Raw genomic sequence first — 21,803 nt, 5'->3', positions numbered from 1 at the left:
CCGGAGCCCGCTGCGCAGCGGGCTCAGCGGCCGGTGTCGTCCCGCGGCTGACCGGGACCCGGAGCGGCCGGGCCGGGAGCGGCAGCGCCGGGACCGCCCGGCGTGCCCTGCCGCTGCCCCGGTGCGAGCAGGATCACGCACACGGCGATGACCCACAGCCCGGCCAGCCCGAGGCCGATGAAGCCGGCGTACGGGATGAACATCAGCACGCCCAGGACGAAGGCCACCCAGCCCAGCCAGTGCGGCAGCGGGTCGCCGTCGCCGCGGGAGATCGCCAGTCCCGCCCCGAGCAGCATGACGCCGATCCCGGCCAGGATGGGCATGAACAGGTCGCTGCCGAGGGCGTTGAGCGCCTGGAGGGCGCCGCCGCCGACCAGGGCCCGGTCGCTGGCCTCGACCAGGCTGAGGGTGAGCCCGGCGCTGATCCAGAAGCCGAGGGCGGCCAGGATGCCGCCGGCGAAGGCGACCTGGGGCAGCCAGCCGGTGCGGTCGGACGTGGCCAGGACGTGCCGCAGGTAGCCGGCGAAGAAGACCAGGAAGAGTCCCGCCACGAGCAGCAGATACAGGCCGACGCCCTGCCGTGTGTCGTGGGTGAGGTAGAACGCCCTGACCGCGACCCCCGAGCTGCCGATCCCCGGGGTGTCCCCCTGGAGCGCGTAGGAGACAGCGGCGAGGATCACGGCAGCCAGGCCGGTGAGCGGTCCGAGTCGCATCGGGGGGTCTCCGATCCGTCCGTTGGCCCCCCAGACCGGTTTCTGTCCGTACCGATGCTGTCACGGCTCGTGCGGGGCCGCCCATCGGCGGCGCCCACCCGGGGTGCGGACCGATGCGGCTCAGCGGGCCTCGGCGACGGCGGCCCGCTCGGGCGTGGCCGCGGTCTGCGCGGGCAGCGTCACCGGGACGACCGTCTGGGCGCGGCGCTCCCGGCGGAAGACGTACGCGGCGAGGGAGCCGGAGCCGACCAGCGCGACGGCGGAGGTGGCGGTGCCGAGCCAGCCGGCGCCGAGCCACTGGCCACCCGCGTAGCCCAGGCCCACGCTGTACGCGGCCCAGGCCAGGCCGGCCAGCGCCGACCAGGGCAGGAACTCGCGGATGCGGCGGTGCGCGGCGCCGGCGGTGATGCTGACGACGGAGCGGCCGGCCGGGGCGAAGCGGGCGAGCACGACGAGCGCGCCACCGCCGCGGGACAGGACGGCACCCAGGATCTCCTGGGCGGTGGAGAGCCGGCGGGAGTGCGCCACGTGCTGGTCGATCCACTCGCCGCCGCGCCAGGCGAGGCGGTAGGCGGCCAGGTCGCCCAGGGTGGAGGCGACGGCCGCGCAGAGCAGTAGGGCGAGCACGTCGAGGACGTCGTTGCCGCCGGCGGCGGTGCCGGCCGTGGCCGCCGAGATCAGCAGGACGCCGCTCGGCATCACCGGCAGGAAGACGTCGAGCACGATGGAGGCGGCTACCAGGGCGTAGATCCACGGTGAATCGAACAGGGAACCTGCTCCGATGACCACCGCGTCCTCCTCTCCCTGCGAGTGCGCGGCGCCACCGAGGTGTGAGGCGGTATCACGCAGAAGCGGTTCCTCTGCGATCCGCTCTCAGCCGTACAGCGTACGCCAGCCATGCTCCTGTGATCTCCTCGGGGCGCGTGACGTTTTCCTCATCTTCGATGGTGACGATCGGGAATAGCACGCGATTAACCGGGAGGGACGACAGAACGTCCCCGGAACGAGATGTTCCGCTCGGCCTTCAGTCCGCATCATGGACATGCCACGCATTCAGCCCTCCGGCATCCGGCTCCCGCCCTCGCACATGCGTACGTCCACGACCGTCCGGCCCGCTCCGGCGGGCCCGGGACGCCACGCTCACCCGAATGAGTGAGTGCAGGGCGCTCCACCCGGTGGGTAGCTTCCGAGAGGAAAGCGGCAGAAGGCAGGGGGAACCACCGCACGAGAACCTCGTTTCACCGTGAATTGATTGCCTAATCCACGCTTTTGTGCGCGTGGGCCATCGGGCCGCAAGGGAAGGACCATCCATGACGGTTGAGCCGGGTGTCGCGTCGGAGGCGGCGACGGGGAACGGCCAGTCTCAGCGGAGTCTGGGCACCGCTGCCGCGCGGAATTTGGCGACGACCACCAAATCCGCGCCGCAGATGCAGGGAATCACATCGCGGTGGCTGCTGCGGGTGCTGCCGTGGGTCGAGGCCGCCGGCGGCGCCTACCGGGTCAACCGGAGGCTCAGCTACTCGGTGGGCGACGGAAGGGTGGACTTCGTCCAGACCGGCTCCGAGGTCCGGGTGATCCCGGCGGAGCTCGGCGAACTGCCGCTGCTGCGCGGCTTCACCGACGACGCGGTGCTGACCGCGCTCGCCGGGCAGTTCGAGCAACGGGAGTTCACGGCCGGGGAGACGCTCGTGGCCGCCGGGCAGCCGGCCGACCACGTCTTCCTCGTCGCCCACGGCAGGATCGACAAGCTGGCCCCGGCCAAGTGGGACGGCCAGGGCGTGATCGGCAGCATCGCCGACGGCGACCACTTCGGCTCCGAAGGGCTGGCCGGCCCCGACAGCACCTGGGACTACACCGCCAGGGCGGCCACCGCCGTCACCGTGCTGGCCCTGCCGCGCCAGGCCTTCCAGGCCGTCATGCAGCAGGCCGACGGGCTGCGCGAGCACGTGGCGGGCTTCGTCACCGGCACCCAGCAGGCGCAGAACAAGTACGGCGAGAAGGCCATCGAACTGGCCTCGGGCCACGTCGGGGAACCGGACCTGCCCGGCACCTTCGTGGACTACGACCTCTCCCCGCGCGAGTACGAACTGAGCGTCGCCCAGACCGTGCTGAAGGTCCACACCCGCGTCGCCGACCTGTACAACCAGCCCTACAACCAGGTCGAGCAGCAGGTGAAGCTGACCGTCGAGGCACTGCGCGAACGGCAGGAGCACGAACTGCTCAACAACCGGGAGTTCGGGCTGCTGCACAACGCCGACTACCGGCAGCGCATCACCACGCACTCCGGACCGCCCACCCCCGACGACCTCGACGAACTGATCAGCCGGCGCCGCAACGCCCAGTACCTGCTGGCCCATCCGCGGGCCATCGCGGCCATCGGAAGGGAATTCAACAGCCGCGGTCTGGTACCGCACACCATCGATTTCCACGGCCACCACGTGCCGTCCTGGCGCGGAATCCCGATCCTCCCCTCCAACAAGATTCCGATTTCCCGGGAGAACACCACCTCGATCCTGGTGATGCGCACCGGCGAGGACAACCAGGGCGTGATCGGCCTGCACCAGACGGGAATTCCGGACGAGTACGAGCCGGGCCTCTCGGTGCGTTTCATGGGGATCGACGAGAAGGCGATCATCTCCTATCTCGTCAGCACCTACTATTCGGCGGCCGTCCTCGTCCCCGACGCCCTCGGCGTTCTGGAGAACGTGGAGATCGCGCGTCCCGGAGCCTAGGCCCGGAGCCTGGCGCCGGCGCACACACGGCCTCCGGGTGCGGCGGCGCGTGCTCGTGGCGGGGCGGGCGGCCCCGGCCGGGCCGTACCGTCCGCCACGAGCACGGCCGTCGGCCCGCCGAACCCCCGGGCGGGGCGGGGGTTTTCCCCACCCCGCTTCCGGTGGGCGGCCTGATTCCGGGCACATCGGACGCTCCGTAGCGTCCTGGGTATGACGAAGAGCACCCGCACGTTGAGGACCCTCGCCGCCGCCGCGGGCGTCGTGGCGCTGATCGGTACGGCGTCCGCCTGCGCGAACGCCTCCGACGACAGCGAGCCGGAGCGCAAGAGCTTCGCGCTCGACGGGAACGAACTGACCATCGACTCCTCCGACAGCAAGGTGGTGGTGAAACCGGCCGACGTGGACGAGATCCAGGTCACCCGCTGGTTCGACGGCTGGGCCGTGTTCGGCGACACGCCGAAGGCCACCTGGTCGATGCACGGGCACACCCTGACCTTCCGCACCAAGTGCCAGGGCGCCGTGCAGGACTGCTCGGTGCGTCAGGAGGTGCTGGTGCCGCGCGGGGTCCGCCTGACGGTGGTCAACGGCGACGGCAGCGTGGAGGCGAGCGGCTTCAGCACCCCGCTGGAGCTCACCACGGGCGACGGCTCGGTGGTCGTCCGGGACGTGACCGGCCCGCTCCGGCTCTCCAGCGGCGACGGCCGGATCGACGCCGGCGGCATCCGCTCCAGCGAGGTCAGCGCCCACACCTCGGACGGCTCGGTGAAGCTGGCCTTCGACAAGGTGCCCGACCTCGTCGAGGCGACGACCGGCGACGGCCGGGTCAGCGTCGTGCTGCCCCACCAGAGCTACAAGGTCTCCGCACGCTCAGGCGACGGGCACGTCAGCGTGGACGTCCCCCGCGACGACACCAGCGGCCACGTCGTGACGGTCCGTACGGGCGACGGCTCGGTGAGCGTCACGGAAGCCGGCCGCTGACCGCAACCGCCCGGCCCGTGTATTCGTCCCAGCCAGGTGGGAGACTGGAGCGGACAACCACCGGCGGCGGACCTGCGGGAGAGGGCGACTGTGACGACGGCACGCTCGTGGTGGCGGCGCGGGGACAACCTGCGCGCCGACGCCCAGGCCGCGAAGGACGCCGCCGCCGAGGCGTTCTACGAGCTGGACACCGCCCAGCGCGACCTGGTGATCTCCATAGAGACCATCACCGCCGTCGACAGCTCCCCCGCCGCGCGGCGCGCGAGCGATGACTTCCGGGCTCTGGGCGAGCGCATCGACCAGGTCAGCGCCGCCTACATCGCGGCGGTCGACGCCTACGACCTGGACCGCGACGAGTTGGAGGCCGCCACCGCGGCCCGCGCCCGTACCGAGCTCACCAAGGCGAAGGACGACCTGGTCCGTGCCAGGACCGACCTGGACGCCTTCGCGCGTGGGCTCGGCCCGCTGCTGGACAAGGCCGAGACCCAGCTCGCCCGCCTGGCCCCCGCCGTCGAACGGGCCCGCCAGGCCCTGCTCGCCGCGTCCAACGCGCTGGACGCCGTACGGGCATCGGGTCTTCGCGCCGACGACCTCGCGGCCCGGCTGGCGGCCCTCGGCCCGGAGCTGACCAAGCTCAACCAGGGCGCCGGCACGCACGGCGTGCAGGAGACCATCCGGCGCGCCGACGAGGTGCTGCGCACGGCCGAGGCCATCCGCGCGGAGGCCGAGCGCCTGCCCGAGCGGGCCCGTGAGATCGACAAGCGGATCGTGTCGCTGCGGACCCGGACCCAGGCCCTGGCGACCCGCACGGAGGGCGTCGATCCGGTCCTGAGCGAGTTGCGCCGCCGGTTCAGCATGGCGTGCTGGCAGGACCTGCAGCACGTGCCGGAGCGGGCGACGGAGGCCGTGGGCCGCGCGGAGCAGAAGCTCTCGGAGGCGGCCAAGGCCCGCGACGAGCAGCGCTGGCCGGACGCGACGGCCCTGCTCGGCACGGTGCGGGCGCTGCTCGACGACGCCGACGCGGCGGTGTCCGCGGCCGGCGACCGGCTGCGGCGGCTCAACGAGGTCAGCAAGGACCCGCACGGCGAGATCGAGCGGACCCGGTTCGCCGTCCGGGACGCCCAGCGGCTCGCCATGCAGGGCCGTACGACACCGGAGCAGCGGCACGCGCGCCCCCTCGACGAGGCCGTCGCCCGGCTCGACCGCGCCGTCGACGGACTGCAGGGCCGGCACCCCGACTGGTGGCACTTCCTCACCGAGACCGCAGCGGTGCGCGACATGGCGGCCCGGGTCGTCGCCGCGATCCGCGAGGACCGTGCCTCGGGACGCTAGCCGTACGCGGTGAGCCACCGGCGCCCACCCACCGCCACTACCGCTCGGCGCAGGACAGCGCGGCCCGGATCTCGGCGGCGGGGTCGCCCTCGTGGTAGACCCGCTCGCTCGGTTCGGTGTTGTCCAGGAACTCCTGGTAGCGGACGGCGTACAGCAGATGCGCCAGCGGCTCGCCCACCGTGAGCGCCCGCCGCGGGTCGGCCGCGGGCAGCACTGCCGACCAGGTCCGGACCCAGGCCTCGGCGGCGGCTCCCAACTGCGTGGGCCGAGGAACTCCCTTGGTCGCAGGCCGTCGAGGACGGGGTGGCCGTAGTGGCTGTCGGCGAAGTCCACCATGACCACGCGCCGCCCGTCGCAACGCCAGTTCCCCGGGTGGAAGTCACCGTGCACGACGGTGTACGGCACCCGCAGGCGTCCAGTTCCGCGACGAGCGCGGGCAGTCGCCCGGCGAGCCTGCGGGCCCGGGTCCGCTCCGCCGGGGTGAGTTCCCGGCCGGCCTGGCCGTCCAGCAGCCGGTGCACCCGGGCGGCCAGGGTCCGTGGTGTGCGGTCGGGCAGCCCGGCGGGCGCCGTCGTCGTGGCGAGCGCGGCCTGGGCGGACGCCAGCCGCCGCGCGGCGGCCGCCGCGACCTGCGGGGCGGCCCGCCAGCAGTCGTCGCCGGGCACGTGCCCGAGCAGCACCCCCCTCCGCCGCGGGGTGTCCGCCGCCAGGACCTCGGGGACGAACGCCCGGTCCGCGGCGGCGAAGAGCCCGATGACGGTGGCCTCGCAGGCGTTGAAGCGGGGGCTGGTCGTCTTCAGCCAGGCCGTGCGGCCGTCGCGGTCGTCATGCGGAACAGCCCGGAGAGGTTCCACGTCCTGACCTGCTCGGCCGTGCCACCGCCCAGCACGCCGTGCGCCCAGGCCAGGGCCTCGCGCAGGCCCGGCGCCGTCGCCCAGTCGGCCCGCAGCTCCTCCGGTCCCGGGAGCACACGGTCGCCGCCGCGGCCCGCGGGCCCGAGCGGCACTCCGTCGGGCGGCCTGCGCAGTGCCTCGGCGTGGTACGTCACCGCGCCGTCGCGCCCGCCTTCACCGCCCTCGACCGCGACCAGCCGCAGCACGGCCACCGGCACGCCGAGCAGGGCCTCCAGGCGTGCCACGACGTCCGTGACGTCGGACCACCAGGGGCCCGCGACGGTGAAGGGGCCGTACCCGCCAAGCCGTTCGCCGTCGTACGTCACCACGACGTCGACCACGCGTCCTGCCGCCTGCTGCTGCGTCACCCGGGCAGTGTCCCGCCCGGGGGGCGCCGTCCGGCGATCGGTCATCCGGCCCTGCCGCGGCCCGTCAGCCGCAGCAGCCCCCGCCGCAGCAGCCCCCGCCGCCCGCGGCCGGACGGGGGGCGGCCGCCGCGGAGGCGGCGGCGGTGCCGCCGACCGCGACCGTCGACAGGAGCTTGACCGTGTCGTCGTGCCCGGCGGGGCACTCCGCCGGCGCGGCGGACTCCGCCATCGGGCGGCTCAGCTCGAACGTGGTGCCGCAGGAGCGGCAGCGGTACTCGTAACGGGGCATGGGCACAGATTAACCACGGCTCACAGCTTGCGCGCCAGGGTCAGGCCGTCCGCCACGGTCAGCAGCAGCCCCTCGACGCGCCCGTCGGCCGCGACGCGGTCGTTGAACGCCCGGATCCCCGCCGTGTCACCCGTGGCGCGCGGGTCCACGACCCGTCCGTGGAAGAGCGTGTTGTCGGCGGCGATGATCCCGCCGGGCCGCATCCGCGGTACCAGCTCCTCCCAGTAGTTGACGTAGTTGCCCTTGTCGGCGTCGAGGTAGACCAGGTCGATCCACGGATCGCGCGGCAGTGCCCGCAGCGTGTCCAGGGCGGGCGCGATCCGCAGGTCCACGCGGTCGGCGACACCGGCCTTGGCCCAGGCCTCCCGGGCGACCGCGGTCCACTCCTCGGAGATGTCGCAGGCGATCAGGCGCCCGTCCGCGGGCAGCGCCTGCGCCATGGACAGGGCGGAGAAGCCGGTGAAGGTGCCGACCTCCACGACCTGCCGGGCCCCGGTCAGCCGCACCAGGAAGGCCAGCAGCGGACCCTGCTCGCGCGCCGACTGCATGCCCGCCGCGTCGCCGAAGCGGGTGTGCGTGATCTCGACCAGTTCCTCCTGGACCGGGTCCAGGGGCGGATTGTGCTCGAGGACATACGCGTACAGTTCGGGCGTGAGCTGCGGGTTCTTGGTCTCGGGCACGGCTGCTCCTTAAGGTGGCGGCATGTACGTGGATGACGTCCTCGCCCTGGTGCCCAGCATGCCAGGCAGGCGGGTGCTCCTGGGGTTGGCGGGCGCGCCCGCGGCGGGCAAGTCGACCCTGGCCCGTTCGCTGGTGGAGGGGGTCGACGCGCGGCTCGGCGCGGGTACGGCGGCGTACGTGCCGATGGACGGCTTCCACCTCTCCAACGCCCAACTGGACCGGCTCGGGCTGCGCGGCCGCAAGGGCGCGCCGGAGACCTTCGACGTGGACGGCTACGTCCACCTGCTGCGGCGGCTGCGCTCGTGGCAGGGCCACGCCGTCTACGCGCCGGACTTCGACCGGGACCTCGACGAGCCGGTCGCGGCGGGGATCGCCGTACTCCCGCAGACGCGGCTGGTGGTGACGGAGGGGAACTACCTGGCCGACGACGGCGCCGGCTGGCACGAGGTCAGGGACCTGCTGGACGAGCTGTGGTTCGTCGAGGCCGACCCCGAGGTGCGTGAGGACCGTTTGCTGGCCCGCCATGTGACGGGCGGTCGCACGGAGGCGGAGGCCCGGGCCTTCATCGAGGCCAGCGAACGGCCGAACGCGCTGCGCGTCGAGGCGACGCGCAGCGCGTGCACACGGGTGGTGCGGACCGGCGGGGTCAGCGGCGCGCCACGCTGAGCATCCGGCGCAGGATCTCCTCCCCCGCCGCGACGCCCGGCAGGGCCAGCGCGTCGACGTGGGGCGCGCCCCAGCCGGTGTCGGCGAGTTCGCCGTGGCCGGGGCGCCAGCCGGTGTGGGCGGCGAGCAGCAGTTCCGCGTCGAGGAGGGAGTCGCCCGCGGCGAGCACGTGGTCGGCGCCGGTGCGGCGGACGACCTCGGCCAGGGCCGCGGACTTGGTGAGCGGCTTGGGCACGGCGTAGATCTTGCGGCCCTGCAGCGAGACGGTCCAGCCGCGCTCCTCGGCCCACTCGGCGAGGTCCTTCACCCAGCGCTCGGGCAGCAGCGACCGCTCCACGACCAGGTACACGAACAGGTCCTCGGCGACGCGCTCCTTGCGCAGCCAGGACTCGTCGGCGGTGCGCGCCATGAACTCGCGGACCTCCTCGAGCGGCGCGCACCCCTCGGCGAGGCGGCGGCGCATCTCGGCGTTCCAGTCGTGGTCGGTGTGGCCCTTGACCAGGATGTGCCCGCCGTTGGCACAGATCGCGTACCGGGGCACCGGGCCGGGGAGGTTGATGCGCCGGTACTGCTTGCGGGTGCGGGTCGTCGCCGGGACGAACTCGGCGGCGGCCGCGAGCCGCTGGATCAGCACGGCGGCGGCTTCGGTCATGAACGACAGCGGCCGGCCCTCGTGCACCTCGACGCAGAGCAGCCGCGGCGCCTCCTCGTCGGCCACGGACAGGGCCAGGGCCGACGGCGAGTAGATGAGGGTGCGGTCCAGGTCGCTCGCGACGAGGGACTTCACGATCTCCGGGCGCTGCTTCACTTGGCCTCCACCGCCTTGCCGTCCGTGCCGGTCGCGCCCCGGGTGAAGCGCGGGTGGATCAGCCCGACGCACGAGTAGGGCAGGTCGTCCACCTCCTCCACCGGGACGCCGCGCTGCTCGGCGAGCAGCCGGATGTGCGCCAGGTCCTGTCCCGCGCCGCGCCGGGCGAGCACCCGCCACGGCACGCGGCGCAGCAGCACCCGGGTCGTCTCGCCGACGCCGGGCTTGACCAGGTTGACGTCCCCGATGCCGTACTCCTCGCTGATCCGCTCGACCGCGGCCCAGCCCTCCCAGGTGGGAGCACGGTCGGCGGACTGCAGCTCCTTGACGTCCGCGGCGACGTCGTCGGCCACGGCGGCGAAGCGTGCCGTGATCGCGTCCAGGAAGAGGCCGGAGACGTCCGAGCCGGCCAGCTCGCGGTAGAACTTCGCGCCGTGGAACTCGTCCGGGCCGATCAGGTCGGCGCGCAGCACGGTGCGCGACACCAGACCGGAGACCGTGGAGTTCAGGCACGCGGACGGGATGAGGAAGTCGTCGCGGGTGCCGAAGGTGCGGACGCACGACCCGGGGTCGGCGAGCACCGCGATCTCCGGGTCGAAGCCCCCGTACGGGGCCACCGCGTCGGCCAGTTCGCGGGTGATGGCGCCCTTGCCCGTCCAGCCGTCCACGAACACCGCCCGCGCGGGGTCGTGGTGCTCCGCCAGCCAGCGCAGGGCGGTGGTGTCGATGCCCCGGCCGCGGACGATGGACACGGCGTAGTGCGGCAGGTCCAGGCCGTGCGCGTGCCGGGCCCAGCGGCGCATCAGCACGCCGACCGGGGTGCCCGCGCGGGCCAGCGACACCAGCACGGCCTCCGGCCCGCGTTCGGCGAGCACCAGTTCGGTGACGGCGCCGACGGCGCGGGCGATCCGGCCCGCAGATTCCGCCAGCGCGGTCCGGAACAGCTCCTGGTACTCCGCGCTGGGCTGGTACTCCACGGGCAGCGACTCCGCGTAGTGCGCCCCGCCGCTCTGGATCGCCTCCTCGCGCTCCTCGGTCGGCGCCTCCAGCTCGACGTCGGAGAGGTCCTTCAGCAGCCAGCCGACCTCGTCGGGCGCGTACGAGCCGAACGCGGGACCGCGCAGCGGCTCCGGGAGCGTCGGGGCGGGCGGGCGGGGATCGTACGAGGGGACCACGGCCAGCAGGAGCCTTTCGGTGTGTCCGGCGAGCTGCGCGAGCAGCCCTCCGGGGGCGTGCAGGGCGGGCGTGTCGCCCGCGCTGTCCACGACGGCGACGATCGCGTCGAAGCCCGCGCCCGCCACGTTGTACGCGTAGCGCTCGCCGGGGCCGTCCGCCGGGTCGTCGTGGTCGGGGAAGGTGATCCGGGTGCGTATCGCGTACCCCGGGTCGTCCACGGCCAGGACCGGGGAACGCGTCGTCGTGGAGAACCGCACCTCCGCGGCGGGCAGGGTGTCCTGCAGTCCCTGGGCCAGCCGCAGCGGGGCGTACATGAGCTCCTCGTTGCCGAGCACGAGGACGCGCGGTGCCGTGCCGTCGCCTGAGAAGCGCAGGGCCTCCGCCAGGCGTGCCGCCATCGCGGGCAGCGCCGCCTCCAGCCGCGCACGGTGCGCCGGTGTGAAGCCGTGCCGCCCGCCGTCGGGGAGCCCGGCGGGCCAGTCGAGGTGCACCCGGTGGGGTGCCGCTCCCCCGGCCGGGCCGGTGGCCGGCGCCGCGGTGCCGTGGGCGGCGACCAGTGCCCGGCCGCGCTCCAGCACCCCGTCCGGGAGGACGACCGTTCCCGAGGCCAGGGCCACGACGTCGACGGTCGCGCCCAGGTCCGCGGCGAACCCGGCGAGCAGCTCGCGGTCGGCCTCCGACCGCATGTCGACCAGGGCAACCACCACGTACCGGCGGCGCGGATACCGCGTGTGCAGCGCCCGTACCGTGTTGAGCACCGTCCGGCCGGTCGAGAACTCGTCGTCAACCAGCACCAGCGGCCCGTCCCCGGCCAGCAGGCCGGCGTCCTCGGGCAGCAGCAGGTGCGAGGTCGCGTGGCTGTGCTCCTCCTCGAAGCCGCCGACCGGCTCGGTCCCGGCGACCGGGCGCCGCGTGGAGTGCAGGTACGGGGCGGTGCAGACGCCGTCGGCCACGGCGTGCCCGAGGCCCGTCGCGGTCTCGGCGTAGCCGAGCACCACGGCCCGGGCCGCCTCGTCCTCGCCCAGCAGCTCCCGCACGCGCACCCCGAGGCCGTACCCGGCGTCGTAGACGACGTGCGGGCGCTGCGGCACGTGCTTGCCCAGCACGTTGGAGACGAGCAGGTGCGCCCGCTTGGGGTTGCGGCGCAGGGCGAGGCCGAGCAGACCGCTCAGGCCGTCCCCCCGCAGGGTGACCCCGAGCCGGTCGGCGACCCACTGCCCGGACCAGACGTGCTCCACTGCCATGCCTTCGGCACTCTCCCTCTCGTTGCCGGTCACGACGGCACGCACGCGGAGAGCAGCTCGACGAAGCCGATCTCCTCACGCGCCACGCCGAAGACCTCGGCGCGCCGCACGGTGCGCTCGGCCCAGGCGCGGTGCGGCTTCACCTCGTTCATCTTGTTGGTGTAGGCCGAGCGCAGCACGCCCCCGCCGCTGCGGTCCTCGTGCAGTATGTCGACGGCGTCGCTCCACTCCTCGTGGGAGACGACGCTGAGCGCGTGCACGGGCTGGACGTGCGAGGGGTGGATGCAGGTCTTGCCCTGCAGGCCGTTCGTCCGGTCCAGTTCGATCTCGCGCAGCAGCCCGTCCATGTCCCGCTGGATGAGGGCCTCGCGCAGGTCGACGGCCTCGGGGACGAAGGGGCTCTGCCGCAGCAGCGGCTTGAACATGCGCTCGGAGTGCTTGAAGTACTCCCAGACCGGTCCGGTGATGGTGAAGCCGGTGCCGTCGGCGCGCCCGAGGACGTTGACCACGTCGGCGATGATCGAGGCGACGATGCGGACGTCGTAGGCGGTCATGTCGGGCGAGCGGCGCAACCCGTAGGCGGAGCAGAAGTCGGTGACGCCGAGCCGCAGCGCGAGCACGCGGTCGCGGTACTTGTCGACGGTCCGGGAGATGCCGTACAGCGTCTCGGTGCGGGTCTCCAGGTGGAGCAGCTGCGGGGACTCCAGGACCGGCATCGCGTACAGCCGCCGCCCGCAGTCCGCCTCGGCGGCGGCGAGGGCCTCCAGGAAGGGGACCCCGGACTCCTCGGTGAACTTGGGGAGCACGAATCCGGAGAGCAGGGACACGTCGTCGCCGAGCCGGCGCACGAGGTCGGTGATCTGGCCGGGGGTGCGGACCCGTATGAAGAGCAGCGGGGGGTCGCCGTCGGGGATCCGGTGGGCGAGATCGCCGAACTGGCGGACCAGGTTCTCCTCCGCGGCCTCGACCTCCCGGTCGTCGATGGAGTCCTCCAGGCACAGCACCATCGACACCACGCCGCGCGCGGCCTGCTTGAGCACGTCGTCGGCGAGCCTCGACCGGGTGGCCGGGCAGTAGAGGGTGGCGCCGAGGGCGACGGCGAGCGTGCCGGCCGACGAGGCCGCGGTGAACTCGGCGGGCTCCCGGTGGAAGAGCTCGTTCCGTACGTCCGGCGCGAGGTGCCCGAAGTGGCGCATGCTTTCCCCCGTGGCAGGTGGTGGTTGGAGAGAGGTGGGAAGCGTCCCCCGACGCCGTGGCCGATTATCGTACGTGCGAGCCCCCTGCGGACGTTCCCGGCGTACGTGAAAATCAGGTAACCCCCTCGGGTCCGGTACGTGTCGCCCTGTCCCCATCTTTCCCCGCCGGCGCACCCGCCGTGCGCCCCGCGTTGTGGGCGCGGCCCCCGGGAGGGCAGGATTACGCGCATGACGCAGGCGATGGTGAAGGGCTCCAACATCCCGGTGACGGCCTCGGGGGTGCGGGCGGTGCTCCGCTGGAGCCCGGGGGCGGGTGTGCCGGACGTCGACGCCTCGGCGCTGCTGCTGGGTGCGGACGGCCAGGTGCGCTCGGACGAGGACTTCATCTTCTACAACCAGCCCCGGCACCCGGGCGGCGCCGCCCGGCACCTGCCCAAGCGCAGCGAGCCGGCCGGGCTGACGGACGCCATCGAGGTGGACCTGGCCGCACTCGAGGCGGGCGTGGACCGGGTGGTCGTCGCGGCCTCCGCGGACGGCGGCCCCTTCGCCCTCGTCTCCGACCTGACGGTGCTGCTCTACGACACGGCCGCCGGTTCCGACGCCGAGCCGCTGGCGGTCTTCGACGTCGTCCCGGACACCGGCGACGAGTCGGCGCTGATCTGCGGCGAGCTGTACCGCAGGGCGGGCGGCTGGAAGTTCCGCGCGCTGGGGCAGGGCTACGCCTCGGGGCTGGAGGCGCTCGCCACCGAGTTCGGCATCACCGTCGAGGAGGGCGACCTCGACGAGGCACCGCCGCCGCGGCCGGAGGGCGAGGCGGCCTCGGTGCCGCAGCCCGTGCCGCCGACCGTCCTGACCACCGAGCCGCCCGAGGCGTACACCCTGCAGGCCCCCGCGCCGGTGCCGCCGCAGCCCACCGCGCCGCCCGCCTACGGCTACCCGCAGGAGCCGCAGCCGACGGTGGCCGCCCCGGCGTACGGCTACCCGCAGGAGCCCCAGCCGACGGTGGCCGCCCCGGCCTACGGCTACCCGCCGCAGCAGCCCGCGCCGACCGCGGCCGCTCCCGCTCCCGCTCCCGCGTACGGCTATCCGCAGCCGATGCAGGGGTTCCGGCTGCCGCCGATGGGCCCGCAGTTCCAGGAACGCCGCTGAGCGCGCCCGGTAGGGGGCCGCGCGGTCAGACCTTGGTCTTGTAGCCGCGGCCCCACTGCAGGCCCCAGCCGTACAGCCGGTCGAGCTCGGCCTGGAAGCCGTAGACGTACTTCACCTCGCGGCGCACGGTCAGGTCGCCCTTCTTGTTCTCGATGAGCACCACGGCGCACGAGCGGGCCTGCGGTTCGCGCTCGTCGAGCAGGATCTCGATCCGCGGGCCCGAGCTGGGGAAGATCTCCACCTTGGCGTGGGTGCGGTCGAAGGCGGGCGTGCCGTCGTAGATGTAGACGAAGACGAGCATGCGCTTGAACTCGTCGTGCTTGTCGAGGTTGATGTAGAGCGTCTCGCCGGAGGAGCCGCCGAAGCGGTCGTCGCCGGTCATCTGGATGTACGGCGGGGCGTCGAGGTCGCCCAGGAAGTTGCCGAGCGGCTGGACGACGCCCTTGGTGCCGTCGGCCAGCTCGTACATGCACGCCAGGTCGAGGTCGACGTTGACCATGGCGGGGCCGGCCGCCTGCACGGGCTCCGGCTTGAACAGGTGCATCTGGCGGCTCAGCCACGAACCGCTGCGCTGGTTCCAGCCGCCGGTGTCGGAGGTGCGCATCTGCCAGGACAGGTTGATGCGCAGGTTGCCGACGGCCGCGCCCTGCTTGGACAGCGAGACGACCTGGTGCCGCCTGGTGAGCTCGATGGTGTGCGCGTTCGCCATGTCGAACTGCGCGTTGAAGCCGCCGCTCGGCCGCAGGAAGTTCCACATGTCCGTCCGTCCCCTGCACGCAGGCCGCCCCCCGCCGGTCGGCGGGGGGCGGCGTGACCCGAATGTCGTGACGAGACGGGGGTCAGACCCCGCTCGTCACCTCCGCTTTGTCGTCCCGCTGCTCGGAGCTTTCCCCGAGACGGCGGTTTCGCACCACCGACGACCAGTAGGAGGCGCCGATCAGGACGACGCCGATGAGGCCGGTGATGACCTCGTTGATCTCGAACTTGATGGTGACCAGGAGGATGACCGCCAGCGCGCCGATCGCGTAGTGCGCGCCGTGCTCCAGGTAGACGTAGTCGTCCAGGGTGCCCTTGCGGACCAGGAACACGGTGAGCGACCGGATGTACATCGCACCGATGCCGAGGCCGAGGGCGATGATGAAGATGTCGTTGGAGATCGCGAACGCGCCGATGACGCCGTCGAAGGAGAACGACGCGTCGATGACCTCCAGGTAGAGGAAGAGGAAGAACGCCGCCTTGCCCGCCAGGCCCACGGCCGAGGCGCCGCTGCCGGCCGGCTTGCCGCCCGAGCTCCGCTCCTCGAGCTCCTCGTCGGCCTCGTCGGCCTCGTCCTCCAGCTTGTCCTCGAAGTAGCTCGAGATGCCGCCGACGACGAGGTACGTGATGAGGCCGCCGATCCCGGCGAGCAGCACCGTGGAGGACTTGTCGCCGCCGCCGTGCGAGACGTCCGTGGCGAGCGTGGTGGCGGTGATCAGCAGGGCGACCAGGGCGACGACCACGGAGAGCGTGTCGAGCTTGCCGAGCTTGGAGAGCGGCTTCTCCAGCCAGGCGAGCCACGTGTGCTCACGCTCCTCGAAGATGAAGTCGAGGAAGATCATCAACAGGAACATCCCGCCGAACGCGGCGATCGCCGGGTGCGCCGACGTGACGAGGTGCTCGTACTGTTCCTTGTTGTTGATCGCCAGGTCGATGGCCTCGATGGGCCCGATCTTCGCCGTGATCGACACGATGATGATCGGGAAGACGAGGCGCATGCCGAAGACGGCGATCAGAATGCCGATGGTGAGGAAGATCTTCTGCCAGAAGGCATTCATCTTCCGCAGGATGCCGGCGTTGATCACCGCGTTGTCGAAGGAGAGCGAGATCTCCAGCACCGACAGGATGGCGACGAGGGCAAGCCCCTCCGCACCCCACAGGAAACCGGCGAGGGCGAGGCCGGCGGCGGTGACACCGAACGACCAGCCGAAAGTTCGGAGGAGCACTGGATATCCAATCCCTTTACGAAACGTTGACCCCAAAGTCTAGGGCGATGCCCCGGAGGCCTGATGCATACCCCTGGCCAACGGCTCGGAACTTCCATTCGCCGCCGTACCGGTACAGCTCTCCGAAGATCATCGCCGTCTCGCTGGAGGCGTCCTCGGAGAGGTCGTAGCGTGCCAGTTCGCTCTGGTCGGTCTGGTTGACCACCCGGATGAAGGCGTTGCTGACCTGGCCGAACGTCTGGCCGCGGGCGTCGGCGTCGTAGATGGAGACCGGGAAGACGATCTTGTCGACCCGCTCGGGCACGGCCGACAGGTCCACCAGCAGGACCTCGTCGTCGCCGTCGCCGTCACCGGTCAGGTTGTCGCCGGTGTGCTCGACCGAGCCCTCCGGGCTCTTGAGGTTGTTGTAGAAGACGAAGTACTCGTCGCCGAGCACCCGGCCCGAGGCGCACAGCAGCGCGCTGGCGTCCAGGTCGAAGGGCGCCCCTGTGGTGGAGCGCGCGTCCCAGCCGAGCCCGATCAGCACGTTGGTCAGATTGGGTGCGGCCTTGGTGAGGGAGACGTTGCCCCCCTTGGCGAGCGTCACGCCCATGCTGTTCTCCTCCCCCGCGGGGCTCGCGGTCCGCCGGACGCGGACCGCGAGGCCCCGGCGAATCAGACGTTGACGCCGAAGTCCTGCGCGATGCCGCGCAGGCCGGACGCGTAACCCTGGCCGATGGCCCGGAACTTCCATTCCGCACCGTGCCGGTACAGCTCTCCGAAGACCATCGCCGTCTCGGTCGAGGCGTCCTCGGTGAGGTCGTAGCGGGCCAGTTCCCTGTCGTCGGCCTGGTTGACGACGCGGATGAACGCGTTGCGCACCTGGCCGAAGGACTGCTGACGGGTCTCGGCGTCGTAGATCGACACCGGGAAGACGATCTTGGCGACCTCGGCCGGCACGCCGGCCAGGTTCACCTTGATCTGCTCGTCGTCCCCCTCGCCCTCACCGGTGATGTTGTCACCGGTGTGCTCCACGGAGCCGTCGGGGCTCCTGAGGTTGTTGAAGAAGACGAAGTGCTCGTCGGAGAGGACCTTGCCCTCGGTGCCCGTGAGCAGGGCGCTGGCGTCGAGGTCGAAGTCCGAGCCCGTGGTGGTGCGGGCGTCCCATCCGAGGCCGACGATGACGGCCGTGAGGTTGGGGGCCTCCTTCGTCAGCGATACGTTGCCACCCTTGCTGAGGCTGACTCCCACGGGTCCTCCCATGTCATCGCGTGCTGCTCGTATCAGGATCAACGCCCTGAGGTTAGTACCCGGTTCCCCAGGACTACAGGGCTTCGAGCGCCTTGACGTACTCGTTCAGGTCGCGGGCGTCCGGCAGGCCGTTGACGACGGTCCAACGGACCACGCCCTCCTTGTCGATGACGAAGGTGCCGCGCACCGCGCAGCCCTTGTCCTCGGCGAAGACGCCGTAAGCCCGGGAGACCTCGCCGTGCGGCCAGAAGTCGGACAGCAGCGGGTACTCCAGGCCCTCCTGCTCGGCGAAGACGCGCTGGGTGTGCATCGAGTCGTTGGAGACCGCGAGCAACTGGACCTCGTCGTTCTGGAAGGCCGGCAGCTCGTCGCGGAGCGCGCACAGCTCGCCCGTGCAGACCCCGGTGAAGGCGAAGGGGAAGAAGAGCAGGACGACGTTCCTGGAGCCCTGGAAGTCGGACAGCCGCACGGTCCGGCCGTGCTGGTCCCGCAGCTCGAAGTCGGGGGCCTTTTCGCCTACGGCGAGCGCCATGGTGGACACACCTCTCCGGTGACGGTGACGGGACCCGCGGCGCGGGGCCCCGCGGCCAGTCTCGCACCGCCGCGCCGGGGCAATGCGAGGCGCCCCCGCGACGCTCGGTCACGGGGGCGCGGTGCCGGTCAGGAACGCCTCAGCGCTTGCCGGCCTTCGCCGTCTTGGGGGTCACCAGTCGACTGGCGGTCCAGTCCTTGGAGACGTTGACACTGCTGGTCTGAGCCAGGCCGGCGGTCTGCGCGGCCTCTCCGATGTCACTCGGCTCGACGTGCCCGTCACGGCCGGTCTTCGGGGTCATGAGCCAGATCTGGGCGCCCTCATCGATGGCGGACGTGGCGTCGACCAGGGCGTCGGTCAGATCGCCGTCATCATCACGGAACCAGAGGATGACGCCGTCGGCGACGTCGTCGTACTCCTCGTCCGCGAGCTCTTCGCCCGTGATCCCCTCAATACCCTCACGGAGCTCGTGATCGACGTCATCGTCGTAGCCGAGCTCCTGGACCACCTGTCCGGGCTCAAAACCAAGCCGGCTCGCCGGGTTGGTTTGCTCCTCCGCGTGGCCCGCGGTCGCGCTCACGCTCTGCCTCCTGTCATGGGGGTTGTCTTCCCGCTCCTGTGCGGGGTTATGGGCGGTAGTCCACACGGGCGCGGCGGATCGCGCAAGTACCCAGCCGCCCATCCCGCCCAAACGTTGACGTGTCACCGCAACCCGAACCGTGAGGGGTGACGTGGCTCACTCCACTATGCCAGCATTTCTCCCGAATCGGGGTTGCGGTCGGTCGTACGTCCGAGTGGGCGTAGAGTTGCGGTTTGGTCGTACGGCCACCGGACAGCCATGCGAGAGCCTCAAGAGGGTCTGGAAGAGGGGTCTGTCTCACTTAGTGGTGGTTACCACTCAGTAGAGATGACGTATCCCGAACGCGCGGTACACGATGGAGGCGGCGCGACCCAGCAGAGCAAGACCCTAGAAGCGAAGGAATAGCGTGGCTTCCGGATCAGATCGCAACCCGATCATCATTGGCGGCCTTCCCAGCCAGGTCCCGGATTTCGATCCCGAGGAGACGGCGGAATGGCTCGACTCGCTTGACGCCGCCATCGACGAGCGCGGACGCGAGCGCGCCCGCTACCTCATGCTCCGCCTGATCGAGCGAGCCCGCGAGCGGCGGGTTGCCGTGCCCGAGATGCGCAGCACGGATTACGTGAACACCATCGCGACCAAGGACGAACCGTTCTTCCCCGGCAACGAGGACATCGAGCGGCGCATCCTGAACGCGACCCGCTGGAACGCGGCGGTCATGGTGTCCCGGGCGCAGCGTCCGGGTATCGGCGTCGGCGGGCACATCGCCACCTTCGCTTCCTCCGCCTCTCTGTACGACGTGGGCTTCAACCACTTCTTCCGGGGCAAGGACGACGGCAAGGGAGGGGACCAGATCTTCTTCCAGGGCCACGCCTCCCCCGGCGTGTACGCCCGTGCCTTCCTGCTGGACCGGCTCTCCGAGACCCAGCTCGACGCGTTCCGCCAGGAGAAGTCCAAGGCGCCGTACGGCCTGTCGAGCTACCCGCACCCGCGGCTCATGCCGGACTTCTGGGAGTTCCCGACCGTCTCCATGGGCCTCGGCCCGCTGGGGGCGATCTACCAGGCCCGGATGAACCGTTACCTGCAGGCGCGCGGCATCGCCGACACCGAGCAGTCGCACGTGTGGGCCTTCCTCGGCGACGGCGAGATGGACGAGCCGGAGTCGCTCGGCCAGCTGTCCCTGGCCGCCCGTGAGGGCCTGGACAACCTGACCTTCGTCGTCAACTGCAACCTGCAGCGGCTCGACGGCCCGGTGCGCGGCAACGGCAAGATCATCCAGGAGCTGGAGTCGCAGTTCCGCGGCGCCGGCTGGAACGTCATCAAGCTGATCTGGGACCGCACCTGGGACCCGCTGCTCGCGCAGGACCGCGACGGCGTGCTGGTGAACAAGCTCAACACCACGCCCGACGGCCAGTTCCAGACCTACGCCACCGAGACCGGCTCGTACATCCGCGACCACTTCTTCGGTGACGACCACCGGCTGCGCAAGATGGTCGAGGGCCTCACCGACGACCAGGTCCTGCACCTGGGCCGCGGCGGCCACGACCACCGCAAGATCTACGCGGCGTACAAGGCGGCCCGCGAGCACAAGGGCCAGCCGACCGTGATCCTGGCCCAGACCGTCAAGGGCTGGACACTCGGCCCGAACTTCGAGGGCCGCAACGCGACCCACCAGATGAAGAAGCTGACGGTCGACGACCTCAAGCGCTTCCGCGACCGGCTGCACCTGCCGATCTCCGACAAGGAGCTGGAGTCCGGCGCCCCGCCGTACTACCACCCGGGCCGGAACTCGGAGGAGATCCAGTACATGCACGACCGGCGCAAGGGCCTGGGCGGCTACGTCCCGACCCGCGTCGTGCGCGCCAAGCCGCTGGCACTGCCGGACGACAAGGCCTACGCGGGCACCCGCAAGGGCTCCGGCCAGCAGACGATCGCCACCACGATGGCCTTCGTCCGGCTGCTGAAGGACCTCATGCGGGACAAGGAGATCGGCAAGCGCTTCGTGCCGATCGCCCCCGACGAGTACCGCACCTTCGGCATGGACTCGCTCTTCCCGTCGGCCAAGATCTACAACCCGCTGGGCCAGACGTACGAGTCCGTCGACCGCGAGCTGCTGCTGGCGTACAAGGAGTCCCCGACTGGTCAGATGCTGCACGACGGCATCTCCGAGGCGGGCTGCACCGCCTCGCTGATCGCCGCCGGCTCCTCCTACGCCACGCACGGCGAGCCGCTGATCCCGGTCTACGTCTTCTACTCGATGTTCGGCTTCCAGCGCACCGGCGACCAGTTCTGGCAGATGGCCGACCAGCTGGCGCGCGGCTTCGTGCTCGGTGCCACGGCGGGCCGCACCACCCTCACCGGTGAGGGCCTGCAGCACGCCGACGGCCACTCGCACCTGCTGGCCTCGACCAACCCGGCCGTCGTCGCGTACGACCCGGCGTTCGGCTTCGAGATCGCGCACATCGTCAGGGACGGTCTGCGCCGCATGTACGGCGAGGCCAACGAGGACGTCTTCTACTACCTCACCGTCTACAACGAGCCGATCGTCCAGCCGGCCGAGCCGGAGGGCGTGGACACCGAGGGCATCCTCAAGGGCCTGTACAGGTACCGGACCGCCGAGGCCGGGGCGATCCCGGCGCAGATCCTGGCGTCCGGCGTGGCCGTGCCGTGGGCGCTGGAGGCCCAGAAGATCCTCGCCGAGGAGTGGAACGTCCGGGCCGACGTGTGGTCCGCGACCTCGTGGAACGAGCTGCGGCGCGACGCCGTCGAGGCCGAGGAGCACAACCTGCTCCACCCCGAGGAGGAGCAGCGCGTCCCGTACGTGACGCAGAAGCTCAGCGGCTCCGAGGGCCCGTTCGTGGCCGTCTCGGACTGGATGCGGGCCGTCCCGGACCAGATCTCCCGCTGGGTGCCGGGCACCTGGCAGTCCCTCGGTGCCGACGGCTTCGGCTTCGCCGACACCCGTGGCGCGGCGCGCCGGTTCTTCCACATCGACGCCCAGTCGGTGGTCCTCGGCGTGCTCACCGAGCTCGTCAAGGAGGGGAAGATCGACCGCTCCGTGCTGAAGCAGGCGATCGACCGCTACCAGCTGCTCGACGTCGCCGCCGCCGACCCCGGCGCCGCGGGCGGCGACGCGTAACGCCGTCGTCAAAGGCCAGGGGCCCCCGTCGAGCACCCTCCCGGTCGGCCTGACCTGGCCGTCGACGCCGGACGTCACGCTGGTCGGCGATGCCGCGCACCTGATGCCGCCGGTG

At 71.8% G+C, this 21,803-nt stretch carries 21 protein-coding genes; 6 read left to right on the top strand and 15 right to left on the bottom strand.

Going from position 1 to position 21,803, the window contains the following annotated elements:
- Positions 1 to 23: 23 nt before the first annotated feature.
- Both ABZ312_RS35580 and ABZ312_RS35575 read right to left on the bottom strand, forming a co-directional pair.
- Positions 24 to 713 (bottom strand): hypothetical protein, encoded by a 690-nt coding sequence (locus tag ABZ312_RS35580; protein WP_500322119.1) that lies wholly within the window; start codon positions 711 to 713, stop codon positions 24 to 26.
- Positions 714 to 833: 120 nt separating this feature from the next.
- Positions 834 to 1,502 carry a DedA family protein gene (locus ABZ312_RS35575; RefSeq protein WP_500439506.1) on the bottom strand — a complete coding sequence of 223 codons (669 nt, stop codon included), beginning with the start codon at positions 1,500 to 1,502 and terminating at the stop codon, positions 834 to 836.
- Positions 1,503 to 2,023: 521 nt separating this feature from the next.
- On the opposite strand from ABZ312_RS35575, the gene ABZ312_RS35570 reads away from it, so the two are divergent.
- The 3 genes from ABZ312_RS35570 (at position 2,024) to ABZ312_RS35560 (ending at position 5,755) form a co-directional block, all read left to right on the top strand.
- Positions 2,024 to 3,445, top strand: coding sequence for a family 2B encapsulin nanocompartment shell protein (locus ABZ312_RS35570; RefSeq protein WP_500322115.1), 1,422 nt, complete (start codon positions 2,024 to 2,026; stop codon positions 3,443 to 3,445).
- 210 nt (positions 3,446 to 3,655) lie between these two features.
- Entirely contained in the window at positions 3,656 to 4,423 is a 768-nt protein-coding gene (locus ABZ312_RS35565) for a DUF4097 family beta strand repeat-containing protein (protein ID WP_500322113.1), read from the top strand.
- 90 nt (positions 4,424 to 4,513) lie between these two features.
- The gene (locus ABZ312_RS35560) at positions 4,514 to 5,755 is read left to right on the top strand and encodes a hypothetical protein (protein WP_499511675.1); all 1,242 of its coding nucleotides are present in this window, start codon (positions 4,514 to 4,516) and stop codon (positions 5,753 to 5,755) included.
- Positions 5,756 to 5,792: 37 nt separating this feature from the next.
- On the opposite strand, the gene ABZ312_RS35555 is transcribed toward ABZ312_RS35560, so the two are convergent.
- The 4 genes from ABZ312_RS35555 to ABZ312_RS35540 all read right to left on the bottom strand — a co-directional run bounded on the left by ABZ312_RS35555 (position 5,793) and on the right by ABZ312_RS35540 (position 7,985).
- Positions 5,793 to 6,011: a hypothetical protein gene (locus tag ABZ312_RS35555; protein ID WP_500322111.1), complete on the bottom strand. Its 219-nt coding sequence runs from the start codon at positions 6,009 to 6,011 to the stop codon at positions 5,793 to 5,795.
- Positions 6,012 to 6,551: 540 nt separating this feature from the next.
- Complete coding sequence (locus ABZ312_RS35550; protein ID WP_500322110.1) at positions 6,552 to 7,016, bottom strand: hypothetical protein; 465 nt, start codon at positions 7,014 to 7,016, stop codon at positions 6,552 to 6,554.
- A 64-nt stretch (positions 7,017 to 7,080) separates the two neighbouring features.
- On the bottom strand, positions 7,081 to 7,305 hold the full coding sequence (locus tag ABZ312_RS35545; protein ID WP_499511677.1) for an FmdB family zinc ribbon protein: 225 nt from the start codon (positions 7,303 to 7,305) through the stop codon (positions 7,081 to 7,083).
- A 20-nt stretch (positions 7,306 to 7,325) separates the two neighbouring features.
- Positions 7,326 to 7,985: an O-methyltransferase gene (locus tag ABZ312_RS35540; RefSeq protein WP_500322108.1), complete on the bottom strand. Its 660-nt coding sequence runs from the start codon at positions 7,983 to 7,985 to the stop codon at positions 7,326 to 7,328.
- A 22-nt stretch (positions 7,986 to 8,007) separates the two neighbouring features.
- Between ABZ312_RS35540 and ABZ312_RS35535 the strand changes: the two genes are divergently transcribed.
- Positions 8,008 to 8,652, top strand: a complete 645-nt coding sequence (locus tag ABZ312_RS35535; RefSeq protein WP_500322107.1) for a nucleoside/nucleotide kinase family protein — start codon at positions 8,008 to 8,010, stop codon at positions 8,650 to 8,652.
- Here the strand turns inward: ABZ312_RS35535 and ABZ312_RS35530 are convergent.
- The 3 genes from ABZ312_RS35530 to ABZ312_RS35520 are packed head-to-tail and all read right to left on the bottom strand — an operon-like array spanning position 8,633 to position 13,076.
- Positions 8,633 to 9,460: an HAD family hydrolase gene (locus ABZ312_RS35530; protein WP_500322106.1), complete on the bottom strand. Its 828-nt coding sequence runs from the start codon at positions 9,458 to 9,460 to the stop codon at positions 8,633 to 8,635. The two genes, ABZ312_RS35535 and ABZ312_RS35530, sit on opposite strands and share 20 nt — an antisense overlap.
- Positions 9,457 to 11,880, bottom strand: coding sequence for a phosphoribosyltransferase (locus tag ABZ312_RS35525; RefSeq protein ID WP_500322105.1), 2,424 nt, complete (start codon positions 11,878 to 11,880; stop codon positions 9,457 to 9,459). The genes ABZ312_RS35530 and ABZ312_RS35525 overlap by 4 nt, the downstream gene beginning before the upstream one ends.
- A gap of 29 nt (positions 11,881 to 11,909) precedes the next feature.
- Positions 11,910 to 13,076, bottom strand: a complete 1,167-nt coding sequence (locus ABZ312_RS35520; protein WP_499511682.1) for an HpcH/HpaI aldolase/citrate lyase family protein — start codon at positions 13,074 to 13,076, stop codon at positions 11,910 to 11,912.
- A 228-nt stretch (positions 13,077 to 13,304) separates the two neighbouring features.
- On the opposite strand from ABZ312_RS35520, the gene ABZ312_RS35515 reads away from it, so the two are divergent.
- Complete coding sequence (locus tag ABZ312_RS35515; protein WP_500358895.1) at positions 13,305 to 14,225, top strand: TerD family protein; 921 nt, start codon at positions 13,305 to 13,307, stop codon at positions 14,223 to 14,225.
- A gap of 25 nt (positions 14,226 to 14,250) precedes the next feature.
- Here ABZ312_RS35515 and ABZ312_RS35510 read toward each other — a convergent pair whose 3' ends face one another.
- From ABZ312_RS35510 to ABZ312_RS35485, 6 genes are all read right to left on the bottom strand, one after another.
- Positions 14,251 to 14,982 carry a TerD family protein gene (locus ABZ312_RS35510; protein WP_500322102.1) on the bottom strand — a complete coding sequence of 244 codons (732 nt, stop codon included), beginning with the start codon at positions 14,980 to 14,982 and terminating at the stop codon, positions 14,251 to 14,253.
- An 82-nt stretch (positions 14,983 to 15,064) separates the two neighbouring features.
- Entirely contained in the window at positions 15,065 to 16,207 is a 1,143-nt protein-coding gene (locus ABZ312_RS35505; protein ID WP_500322100.1) for a DUF475 domain-containing protein, read from the bottom strand.
- Between the two features lie 16 nt (positions 16,208 to 16,223).
- Positions 16,224 to 16,799 carry a TerD family protein gene (locus ABZ312_RS35500; RefSeq protein ID WP_500322098.1) on the bottom strand — a complete coding sequence of 192 codons (576 nt, stop codon included), beginning with the start codon at positions 16,797 to 16,799 and terminating at the stop codon, positions 16,224 to 16,226.
- Positions 16,800 to 16,861: 62 nt separating this feature from the next.
- Positions 16,862 to 17,437, bottom strand: a complete 576-nt coding sequence (locus tag ABZ312_RS35495) for a TerD family protein (RefSeq protein WP_326576404.1) — start codon at positions 17,435 to 17,437, stop codon at positions 16,862 to 16,864.
- 73 nt (positions 17,438 to 17,510) lie between these two features.
- Positions 17,511 to 17,969: a peroxiredoxin gene (locus ABZ312_RS35490; RefSeq protein ID WP_500322096.1), complete on the bottom strand. Its 459-nt coding sequence runs from the start codon at positions 17,967 to 17,969 to the stop codon at positions 17,511 to 17,513.
- A gap of 139 nt (positions 17,970 to 18,108) precedes the next feature.
- Positions 18,109 to 18,549: a DUF3052 domain-containing protein gene (locus ABZ312_RS35485; protein WP_026250565.1), complete on the bottom strand. Its 441-nt coding sequence runs from the start codon at positions 18,547 to 18,549 to the stop codon at positions 18,109 to 18,111.
- A gap of 406 nt (positions 18,550 to 18,955) precedes the next feature.
- Between ABZ312_RS35485 and aceE the strand changes: the two genes are divergently transcribed.
- Positions 18,956 to 21,688: a pyruvate dehydrogenase (acetyl-transferring), homodimeric type gene (gene aceE / locus ABZ312_RS35480; protein ID WP_500322094.1), complete on the top strand. Its 2,733-nt coding sequence runs from the start codon at positions 18,956 to 18,958 to the stop codon at positions 21,686 to 21,688.
- The last annotated feature ends 115 nt before the right edge of the window (positions 21,689 to 21,803 follow it).

This window comes from Streptomyces sp. NPDC006207 (assembly GCF_040613835.1).
GTDB lineage: Bacteria > Actinomycetota > Actinomycetes > Streptomycetales > Streptomycetaceae > Actinacidiphila.
Note: the sequence above shows the minus strand (reverse complement) of the source record. Positions and strands in the feature narration are given on the sequence as shown.